Genomic DNA, 12,356 nt, shown 5'->3' on the forward strand with positions numbered 1-12,356 from the left:
GGGCCGGGTTGAGCCGCTCCACCAACACCTCGAACGGCACATCCTGATGCTCGAAAGCCGCCAGGCTACGCGATCGCACCTGGTCCAACAGTTCAGCAACACTGGGGTTCCCACTCACATCGACCCGTAGCACCAAGGTGTTGACGAAGAACCCCACCAACTCATCGAGCGCCGGGTCGCGCCGGCCGGCGATCGGAAATCCCACCGCCACATCGTTACTGGCACTCAACGCCGACAGCAATACCGCCAATGCTGCCTGTACCACCATGAAACTGGTCGCATTGTGCTCCCGTGCCGACCGCGCCACCTGCAGCTGCAACTCGGCAGGCCAATCCACCGCCACCGTCGCACCCCGGTAATCGGCCACCGCCGGATACGGCCGATCCGTCGGCAACTCCAACCGCTCCGGCAAGCCGTACAACGCCTGCTCCCAATACGCCACCTGCGCCGAGATCGGACTGTCGGGATCGGCCAGCTCACCCAGATGCTCGCGCTGCCACAGCGTGTAGTCGGCGTACTGCACCGGTAACGGCACCCAATCCGGTGCCTGCCCACCACACCGGCACGCATACGCCACCCCCAGATCGCGCACCAACGGCGCGACCGACCAACCGTCCGCGGCGATATGATGCACCACCGCCACCAACACATACTCGTCCACATCGACCCGGAAAACCATAGCCCGCAACGGAATTTCGGCGGACAAGTCGAAGCGGTGGCTGACCTCGGCACCGACGGCCCCGGCCAACCGTTCCGCCGTCCAATCACCGGCGTCAACGATCTGCCAACCGAAATCGGCCTCCTCGACGGGTACCACCACTTGCCGCGGCACCCCATCGACGGCGGGGAACAAAGTACGCAAACTCTCATGACGACCCACCACATCGGCCAGGGCAGCCTCCAGCGCCGCGACGTCCAACGGGCCGCTGATCCGATACGCGGTCGGCATGTTGTAGGTGGCTGCCCCACTCTCGAACCGGTTGAGAAACCACATCCGGTTCTGCGCGTACGACAACGGCACCACCGACGGCCGCTGCTGTACTCTCAACGGCAGCGCCCCCGAGCCCGCACCGATGCGCGGCGCCAGCCGCGCCACTGTGGGGGCATCGAACAGGGTCCGTACCGCGAGATCGGTGTCCAGGACGGTGTTGATCGCGGCGATCAGCCGCATCGCCGACAGCGAATCCCCGCCCAGGTCAAAGAACGAATCGTCCACCCCCACCCGGTCCAGGCCAAGGACTCTGGCATAGATTCCGACCAGGAGCTCCTCGGTGGGAGTCGCCGGGCGGCGATACTCACTACCGGTGTCGGTGTAGTCCGGTGTTGGCAGGGCGTGTTTGTCGAGTTTCCCGTTGACCGTCAACGGCAACGCTTCGAGCGCCACCACCGCGGCCGGAACCAGATAGCCCGGCAGCCGCTGAGAAAGCGCGGCGCGTATCTGAACCGGTTCTGCTGTCCCGGTGACGTAACCCACCAGCCGCCTGTCGCCGGGCCGGTCCTCGCGGGCGATCACCACCGCCTGCTCCACCCCGTCCACATCGGCCAGGGCAGACTGGATTTCGCCGAGTTCGATGCGGTAACCGCGGATCTTGACCTGCTCGTCGCCGCGACCCAGGTACTGCAGCTGGCCATCGGCACCCCACTTCGCGAGGTCCCCGGTCCGATACATCCGCGCCCCCGGCAACCCGAAGGGGCACGCCACAAACCGCGAAGACGTCAGCCCGCTGCGGCGTACATAACCGACCCCGACACCACGACCCGCCACATACAACTCACCCACCACACCCGCCGGCACCGGCCGCAACCACCGATCCAACACAAACAACGCCGCCCCCGGCACCGGCACACCGATCGGCACCACACCCGACCCGGCCTGTAGCGGAGCGCTCATCGTCACTCCCATGGTGGTTTCGGTCGGACCGTATGCGTTGATCATCACCCGCCCCGGCGCCCACGCATCCACCACATCGGCCGGGCACGCCTCACCGGCCACCATCAACGTCGCCGCTTCCAAACCCTCCGGCCGGATCATCGCCGCGGCCGATGGGGTCAGGGTCAACATGCTGATGTGTTCGGCAACCAACAGTGAGTGGAAATGCTCCGGTGCGGCGACCACATCCTCGGGCACCACCACCACCCGGCCACCGTGCAGCAGTGCGCCCCACAGTTCCCACGCCGAAACATCGAAAGACAGCGAATGGCACAGCGGCCAGGCGCCGCCCGGCGGTATGCCGAGATCCGACAGCATCAGCTGCGTGACGTTCTGGTGAGTGATGGCCACCCCCTTCGGAACCCCGGTAGTGCCCGAGGTATAGATGACGTACGCGGCATCGTCCGGCGTCGTCGTCGGCAACGGCGCCACCGGTGCACCGTCGATCGGGCGGTCGGCCACATCGATGACCGGCACCTCGCATGTATCCAACCGGTCAGCCAGCCGCGTGCTGGTGATCACCGCGGTCGGCGCGGCATCTGCGAGTACGAACTCGATTCTGGCGTCGGGATGCGCGGGATCGAGCGGAAGGTAGGCCGCACCGGTCTTGAGTATTGCCAGGATCGACACGATCGCGTCTGCCGAGCGTTCCAACAGCAACGCCACGTACCGTCCCGGGCCGGCGCCGCGATCAACCAGCTTGTATGCCAACAGATTCGACTCATCGTCGAGTTCCCGGTAGGTCATCGAACGAGCGGCGGAACTCACCGCCACCGCGTCCGGAGCGAGGGCTAGCTGGCGGTCGAACGCGACGGGAATCGACACCGGAGGCACGGCCTCGGTCAATACCGCCCGGTTTCCGAACTCACCGAGCAGCACATGTTCGTTTGCGCCGAGCAGGTCCACCGACGACAACCTCCGGGTGGCGTCGGCAGTCATGGCCGCCAGCACCCGTTGCAAACGGGCGGTCAGGGTTTCGACGCTGGCAGCGTCGAACACATCGGTGCGGTATTCCACCATCCCGCCGATCCCGGCGGGATCGCCGGCAGCGTCGAACCGTTCACCCAGGGAGAACACCAAATCCATCCGGGCGGTGCGGGTGTCCACGGGCAGCGCGGTGATCTCCACATCGCCGAGGACGGCACCGGCTGTGGTGTCGTGACTGACGTTCTGCCACGCCAATGTCACCTGAACGATCGGGTGGTGGGTCAGGCTGCGAGTCGGGTTCAGCCGGTCAACAACCACTTCGAACGGCACATCCTGATGTTCATAGGCACCAAGGGCACACTGGCGCACCTGGGCCAACAGGTCGGCTACGGTGGGATCGCCCGACACATCCACCCGCAGAACCAAGGTGTTGACGAAGAACCCGACGAGCTCATCGAGCGCCGGGTCGCCGCGGCCGGCGATCGGGAAACCTACCGCGACATCAGAACTGGCACTCAGCTCGGCAAGCAATACCGTCAGGGCAGCCTGAACCACCATGAAACTGGTCGCATTATGCTCTCGAGCCACCCGCGCCACCTGCAGCTGCAACTCCGCGGGCCAATCCACCGGCACACTTGCCCCGCGCAGATCGGCGACCGGCGGATAGGCACGGTCCGTCGGTAACTCCAACCGCTCGGGCAATCCGGCCAGCGCATCCTGCCAGTAGCTCAGCTGGGTGGCGAAACGGCTGTCGCTGTCGTCGAGATCTCCGAGGTAGGCGCGCTGCCACAGCGCGAAATCCGCATACTGCACCGACAACGGCGCCCAACCCGGGGGGCGCCCCGCACAACGGCTGGCGTAGGCCGCCCCGAGGTCACGGGTCAGCGGGGTGACCGATTCCCCGTCGGCGGCGATGTGGTGTACCACCGCCACCAGCAGGTGCTCATTGTCCGCGACGCGGAACAGTGTTGCCTTGACCGGTATTTCGGCGGCAAGATCGAACGGATGACGCGCGACGGTCCCGACGGCCTCCTGCAGTCGGTCGGCCGGCCACTCCTGCGCGTCAACCACCTGCCATCCGGCGTCTGCCTGCTCGGCCGGTACCACTTTCTGTTGGGGCACGCCACCGGGCGCGGGGAACAGGGTGCGCAAGCTCTCATGGCGACCTATCACATCGGCCAGCGCCGCACCCAACGCGTCGGCATCAAGCCGGCCGTCGAGACGCAACGCCACCGCCATGTTGTAGACCGGGGACGGGCCCTGCAACTGGGCGAGGAACCACAAGCGTTGTTGCGCATACGATAGTGGCAGCCTTTCGGGCCGATCGGCCGCGACCAACGGCTCGCGCCCACCCGAACCCGGGCTCACCCGCATGGCCAGCTGGGCCACCGTGGGCGTTTCGAAGATCGCGCGGACCGCGAGATCGCCGTCCAGGCTGGTATTGATCGCGTTGATCACCCGCGTCGCCGACAGTGAGTCGCCGCCGAGATCGAAGAACGAATCCGCTGTCCCGACCCGCGCCAGCCCCAGCACCTGGGCGTAGATACCCGTCAGGATCTCCTCGACCGCGGTGGTCGGGGCGCGGTAGGCGTCACCGTCGACGTATTCCGGTGTCGGCAGGGCTTTTCTGTCGAGCTTGCCATTGACCGTCAACGGCAATGCGTCGAGCACCACCACCGCCGCAGGCACCATGTATGCCGGTAACCGCTCCACCAAGCCGGCACGCACCTGCCCCGGATCCACTGTTCCGGTGACATAACCGACCAGGCGCTTGTCGCCGGGGCGATCCTCGCGGGCCAGCACCGCCGCCTGCTTCACCCCATCCAATTCAGCCAGGGCGGACTGAATTTCACCGAGTTCGATGCGATACCCACGGATCTTGACTTGCTCATCGGCCCGTCCCAGATACCGCAGTTGCCCATCCCCGCCCCAGGAGGCCAGATCCCCGGAGCGGTACATCCGGGCTCCGGAGCCTCCGAATGGACATGCCACGAACCGCGACGCGGTCAACCCGCCCCTGCGCCAGTATCCGCAGCCCAGCCCGGCACCAGCCACATACAACTCGCCGACGACACCCACCGGCACCGGCTGTAGGGACTGATCCAGTACGAAGAAGGCAAGATGGGCCAGCGGCACGCCGATGGGGCTGGCGCCGCAGTCGGCGTCCCCTTCGACGATCTCACGGAATGAGGCATGCACGGTCGTCTCGGTGATGCCGTACATGTTGATCAGGCGTGGCGATCCCGGATGGTTGTCCATCCAGGCGCGAAGACGCTGGGGTTCGAGCGCTTCGCCGCCGAACACCACGGTCTCCAGCTTCAGCCGGCGTTCCGACTCGGGCAGCAGGGCATCGGCGGCCTGCAGCGCATAGAACGCCGACGGGGTCTGGCTGAGGATGTTCACCTGCTCGTCGACGAGTACCGCGCGCAGGTCTTCGGGTGAGCGCGCGACCGATTCGGAGACCACCACCAGCCGTCCACCGAACAGCAGCGCACCCCAGATCTCCCACACCGAGTAGTCGAAGGCCAGTGAATGGCACTGCGTCCACACCTGCCCGGTCAGCTCCAGACAGTCGTCCAGGGACGTCAACAGCCGGGCCACGCTCCGGTGGGTGATGGCCACCCCCTTCGGAATACCGGTGGTACCCGAGGTGTAGATGAGATAGGCGACATCATCATCGGGCTGCCGCGGCAACGCGGTGCTGGGTTGAGCATCGCTTCGAGGATCATCGACGTCGATCACCGCCACGCCCGACCCGTCCAACCGCCGGGCCAAGCCGCTGGTAGTGATCGCGGCCCGCGGTGCGGCGTCGGCGAGCATGAATTCGATCCGGGCATCCGGATGCGCCGGGTCGATCGGCAGATAAGCCGCTCCGACCTTGAGCACCGCCAGGATCGCCACGATGGCCTCGGCCGACCGGTGAAACAGCAGGGCCACCGACTGCCCTGGACCGATCCCGGTACCGGCCAGCAAGTGCGCCAACCGATTCGACGCCTCATCCAGCTCCCGATACAACATCGAGCGGCCAGCACACGTGACCGCCACCGCCTCAGGTGTGCGCGCCACCTGCGCCGCGAACAACGACGGAATCGAATCGCCTGCCGCCGCAGGCCTGGTCAGCGCCGCCCGGTTACCCCACCTGTCCAGCCCCTCGTGCTCATCCGCGTCCAGGAAATCCATCGACGACAGTCGCCGGCTCAGATCCGCGGTCATGCCGGTCCCCCCACCTCGGCGGTCATCGCCGCCAGCACCCGGCGCAACCGCTCGATCAGCCGCTCGACGGTATTCGTGTCGTAGACATCGGTGCGGAACTCCACCGTCCCTCCGATCCCAGCGGGTTCACCGGTTTCACCCCAACGCTCGCCCAGGGCGAAGGTCAGGTCCGTGCGTGCGGTGCGGGTGGTCGCCGACATCGGGGTGACCCGCACCTCCCCCAGGGACAGTCCGGCGGCGGAGTCACCGCTGTGCTGCCAGGCCAGGTTCTGCCAGGACAGAATCACCTGCACTAGTGGGTGATGGGTCAACGACCGGGCCGGTTTGAGCTGATCGACGAGCACCTCGAAGGGAACGTCCTGGTGTTCGAAGGCGTCCAGTCCGCGCCTGCGAACCTGCTCCAGCAGCTCCGCGATGGTCGGATCGCCTGTCAGATCGATGCGCAGTACCAAGGTGTTGACGAAGAACCCGACCAGGTCGTCCAACGCCGGATCATCCCGCCCGGCGACCGTTATCCCCACTGCCACATCCGAACTGGAGCCGAGCTTCGACAACAGCAGCGCCAGCCCGGCCTGGACCACCATGAAACTGGTGGCATTGTGTTCGCGGGCCACCTGCGCGATCCGCTGCTGCAGTTCGGCCGGCCAGTCCACCGCCACACTCGCACCCCGGTAATCGGCCACCGGCGGATAGGGCCGATCGGTGGGTAGTCGCAGGCGTTCGGGCAGCCCGGACAGCGTGTCCTGCCAGTAGCTCAGCTGCCCGGCGATGCGGCTGTCGGGGTCGCCGACCTCACCCAGATACTCGCGCTGCCACAACGCGTAATCGGCATACTGCACCGGCAGCGGGTTCCAGTCGGGATCCCGGCCCGCGCACCGGCTGGCGTACGCCACGCCGAGGTCGGCCACCAGCGGCGTCACCGACCAGCCGTCGGCGGCGATGTGGTGCACCACGGCGGCCAGTATGTTGGTGTCCTCACCGACCCGGAAAAGGGTTGCTCGCAATGGTATTTCGGTAGACAGCCGGAACGGGTGACGCGCCACCTCACCGATGGCCTGCTGTAGCCGGTCGGCCGGCCAGCCGGCGGCGTCGACGACCTGCCAGCACAGGCGGACCTGCTCAGGTGGTACCACCGACTGCTGGGGTACTCCCCGGGCCAGGGTGAACACGGTACGCAGGCTCTCGTGCCGCCCCACCACATCGGCCAGTGCCTGTCCGAGCGCGTTCACCTCCAGGTGTCCGTCCAGCCGCAACGCCACCGCCATGTTGTAAACCGGTGCGGGCCCTTGTAGCTGATCGAAGAACCACAGGCGTTGTTGGGCGTACGACAACGGGACATGCGGCGGTCGTGGCATGACTCGAAGCGGTGGGCGGGCGTCGTCGCTGTCGTGCCGGTCCAGGTAGGTTGCCAGGCCACCGGCGGTCGGTGCGTCGAACAGATAGCGCACCGGTACCTCCCGGCCCAGCGCCGACTGCAGCCGTGCGCACACCCGGGTGGCGGTCAACGAGTCGCCGCCCAAGGTGAAGAAGTCGTCGTCGAGGCCGACCTGCTCGAGTCCGAGCACCTCGGCGAACGCCTGCGCGATCGTCTTCTCGACGGGAGTCTGTGGTGCCCGGAACGCCGATACGGCAAACACCGGTTCCGGCAATACCTTACGGTCGATCTTGCCGGATGAGGTCCGTGGGAACTCCTCGAGCACCACGATCTGGGACGGCACCATGTACTCGGGCAACCGCTCTGACAGCCACTGGCGCACCGCGTTGACTTTGCTGTTCGCATCGGGATTGTTGGCATACGAGCTCCGCTGCTGATTCCCGGCACTCGCCAGGTACAGGTCGCTCAGCGCCGGATCCGGGCCGTCATCGGTGCGCGCGAGGAAGACCGCGTCGACGGTGCCGGGCCGGGCACCCCAGGTCACAGCGACCCGATATCCGGCCGCCGCACCGAGTCGGTACACCTGCTCCGGAGTGACACCGGCATCGGTGGTCTCGACGACCTCGGTCGAGGGTAGACCGGCGACCAATGCCCGTTCGGCGTCGACGTCGGCGATCACGCCGGCCCGGGGTATCGCGCTGACCCGCACCGCCGCCGGGCGACGCGACATCAGTTCGGTGTGCAGCCCGCTCAGGCCGGCACCGTCGTTCCACGCCCAGGTCGGCGCCGCGACGAGCGAGCACACCGGGGTCGGGGCGGTGTGGATGACGACGTCGTAGCGGTAACGGGTCAGCTCATTGTCTGATTCGCCGCGTTTGACCTGGATGTCCACCCCGCTCACCGACGGGTGATCGGACGCCCAGGTCGTGAAAAACTCCGGGGACAGCAGTAATTCGGGATCACCAAGCACCGCACGCTGAACCCGTCGACGAATCTCGCCGGGATCCGTGCTGTGCGCGAGCGCGACGCCGGTCTGGAATGCGCCCTGCAGGGTGTGGTTGCGCACATCGCCGAGGAACAGTCGGCCTCCAGGCGCCAGTAACTCGACGGCCTGGTCGATGACCTCGCCGAGGTAGCCCGCATTGGGGAAGTACTGGATCACCGAGTTGAGAATGATGGTGTCGAAGTAGCCGTGCGGCAGCCCTTCGGTGACATGCGCGGGCCGGGCCAGTAATTGGACCCGGTCCCGCCATGGAATCTCGCACCGGGTCAGTGCGAGCGCCAGGGTGTCGACGGCTACGGCCGACATGTCGGTGCCGACATAGCGTTCACAGTGCGGGGCGACCTGTGACAGTACGAGCCCCGAGCCTGCGCCGATCTCCAGGACCCGCCGTGGACGCAGCGACAGGATCCGATCCACGGTGGTGGACCGCCACTCCAGCATCTGTTCGAGCGGGATCGGCTCCCCGGTGTAGCTGCTGTTCCATCCCCGGAAGTCGCTGCCGAACTCGGGGGCTTCGAACTCGGCGTCATAGAGTTCGTCATACATCTGCTGCCACTGATCGACGACTTCCACATCGTGATCGGCAGTGCTGGCCTGTTCCAGCGCCACGTAGGCGACCAGATGATCGGCGGCGTCGCGACGATACACTGCCGCGGCCGCGCAACTGACCTGCGGACAGGTCAGCAGGGTGTTCTCGATCTCGCCCAGCTCCAGACGCTGCCCGCGCAGCTTGACCTGCGCATCGGCGCGACCGAGGTACTCCAGCCCGCCGTGCGGGGTCCAGCGCACCAGATCCCCGGTCCGATACATGCGTGTTCCCGACAGTTCCGGACGTCCAAAGGGGTTGGCCACGAATCTGTCTGCGGTCAGGTCCGGCCGCCCCACATAGCCCCGCGCCAGTGCCGGACCAGCCAGATACAACTCACCCACCACCCCGATCGGTACCGGGTTCAGCCGCGCGTCGAGCACCAGCGCGCATACCCCGGCGATCGGTGCGCCGATGTCCACGGCCTGCCCCGCCGACAACCGGGTCGTGCAGGTCGACCAGATCGTGGCCTCGGTGGGCCCGTACGCGTTGAACATCGCCCGGCCCGGCGCCCACGCCGTCACCAGCTCCGCCGGGCATGCCTCCCCAGCCGTGAGGAGTGTTGTCAGACGTCCGTCCAATCTGGTCCGGTCAAGCGTCGCCAACACCGTCGGGGTAATCACCGCCGCGTCGACCAGCTGGTCGTGCACCAAAGCGGTCAGCGCCTCCCCGGCATACGAATCCACCGGTGCGATCACCGACGCCGCCGCGGATCCGACCGCCAGGATTACCTCGAACACGGATGCGTCGAAGGTCGGTGCGGCCACCATCAGCACCCGCGACCGGGCACTCAGCGCGAACAGGTCACGTTGTGCTGCGGCGACCCCCAACAGTCCGGCATGGCTCACCGCCACCCCCTTCGGGGTGCCGGTAGACCCCGACGTGAAGATCACATACGCGGCGTCATCGGCGGTGAGCGGAGCCGAGCGATCCCTGTCGGCGATGGGATCCGCGCACCGGCCCGAACAGTCGAGTGCGCCGAGGTCCAGCACCGGTCGCGCTCCGGCGCCGGCCACGGTGTCTGCGCCACACGTCAGCACACAGACAGCGTCGACGGCATCCAGGATCGTGGCGATCCGCTCGGCCGGGTGCGCCCGATCCACCGGAACGTACACCCCGCCGGCTTTGAGTACCGCCCACCATGCCACCACCAACTCGGCGCACCGTCCTGTCGCGACACCCACCGCACGCTCAGGTCCCACCCTCGCCTCGATCAACACCCTTGCCAACCGATTCGCTGCCTCGTCCAACTCGCGATAGGACAGCTGTTGTGCTCCGTCGATGACCGCCACCGCATCCGGAGCGGCGGTGACCGCCGCATCCAGCAACTCCGTCCCCAACCCCACCGGAGCCTCGATATCCGACCCAGACCACGTGTGCAGCAGCAGGTCTCGCTCCTCTCGGTCGAGCAGAACCACCTCACCGACCACCGCCGACGGATCGGCCACCACCGCCTCGATCACCCGGCCGAACCAGCCCACCAACCGCTCGATGCCGGACCGGTCGAACAGATCCGTGGCATAGGTGAGCACCCCGGTGGCCATCGGCGCATCCGCGCCTGGCACCTCCCGGATGTCGAAGTCCAGATCGAACTTGGCGGTACGGGTGAGCACCGACACCGGCTCGATATCGGCTCCGTCGAGCGACACGTCGGGCAACACGTTGTTCTGGAACACCATCGCCACCTGGAACAGCGGATGATGCGAAGTCGAACGAGCCGGGTTCAGCTGCTCGACCAGCAACTCGAACGGCACATCCTGATTGCTGTAGGCATCAAGTGCCTTCTGCCGCACCTGATTCAGCACTTCGTCAAACCGCAGCCCGGACGTGACCGCGACCCGCAGCACCCAGGTGTTGACGAAGAACCCGACCAGGTCGTTCAACGCGGCGTCCATCCGCCCTGCGATCGCGGTGCCCAGCACCACATCCTCACCGATACCGGCCCGGTGCAACACCACCGCCGCGACGGCCTGCAACGCCATCGACGGTGTCGCGTGGTGCACAGCCGCCACCGCCTTGAGCCCCGCCCACAGCTCCGGATCGATCCGGAACTCCACCCCGTCACCGCGGTAGCTGGGCACCGGCGGTCTGGGCCGGTCCGTGGGCAGCGCCACCACCTCGGGCACGTCGGCCAGCTCTCGCCGCCAATACGCCAACTGCCCGGCGATGCGGCTGTCCGGGTCGTCCACATCGCCGAGGTACGCACGCTGCCACAGGCTGTAATCGGCATACTGCACCGGAAGTGGCGCCCAATCCGGCGCTTGGAGCTGCCCGCGGGCCCGGTAGGCCCCGGCCACGTCGCGCACCATCGGAGCCATGGACCACCCGTCGAACGCGATGTGGTGCAGTACAATTCCCAGTACATGACGCTCGGGGCCCAACGAATAGATCCGCGCCCGGAACGGGATTTCTGTCGACAGGTCGAATCGATACCCCGCCAACGCCGTCAGCTCGCCGACCAGAATGTCTTCCTGGTCGGGCCCCGACACCGAGACCACCGCGCAGCCACCATGCCGCCACATCCCCGTCTGCGGCGGCAACACCTTCTGTAGCGGCACACCATCCACATCGACGAACACCGTGCGCAGCGACTCATGACGGCCGACCACATCGTCGAGAGCCGCCCCTAGCGCCTGCACGTCCAGTGCACCGTTGACCCGGAACGCGATAGGCATGTTGTAAGTGGCCGCCCCACCCTCGAAGCGGTTCAGGAACCAGAGTCGTTGCTGTGCATAGGACAATGGGATCGCAGGTGGGCGTTGCTGTGGGGTCAGGGGTTCGCGTCCGCCCGAACCCGCGTTGACCAGAGGGGCGAGTTGGGCGACGGTGGGGGTGTCGAACAGGGCGCGCACCGCGAGGTCGGTGTCCAGGCTGGTGTTGATCGCGGCGATCAGGCGCATCGCCGACAGCGAATCCCCGCCCAGGTCGAAGAACGAATCGTCCACCCCGACCCGCTCCACACCGAGCACCTGGGCATAGATCCCCGCCAGGATTTCCTCGACCACGGTGTTCGGGGCCCGGTACCGATCGGTGTCAGTGTATTCCGGTGCGGGCAGGGCACGTTTGTCGAGTTTCCCGTTGACCGTCAGTGGCAACTCATCGAGAACCACGACGGCAGCGGGCACCATATAACCTGGCAACGTCTCTGCCAGCGCCGCCCGCGCCGCCGCCGGGTCCGCCGTCCCGGTGATATAGGCGACGAGCAGTTTCTCGCGGGCGATCACCACGGCCTGCTCCACCCCGTCCAGATCGGCCAAAGCAGACTGGATTTCGCCGAGTTCGATGCGGTACCCGCGGATCTTGACCTGCTCATCGGCCCGCC

The 12,356-nt window shown here is 66.8% G+C and carries 2 protein-coding genes; both read right to left on the reverse strand.

Annotated features, from left to right (window positions below; all coding sequences use genetic code 11):
• Positions 1-6,070: amino acid adenylation domain-containing protein (locus ACWDTP_RS32925; protein WP_450027415.1), on the reverse strand; the 6,070-nt coding region annotated here is incomplete at its 3' end.
• The coding region (locus tag ACWDTP_RS32930; protein WP_450027416.1) for an amino acid adenylation domain-containing protein at positions 6,067-12,356 on the reverse strand (6,290 nt) is incomplete at its 5' end. The genes ACWDTP_RS32930 and ACWDTP_RS32925, both read right to left, overlap by 4 nt.

It is taken from the genome of Mycobacterium sp. NPDC003449, assembly GCF_053588415.1.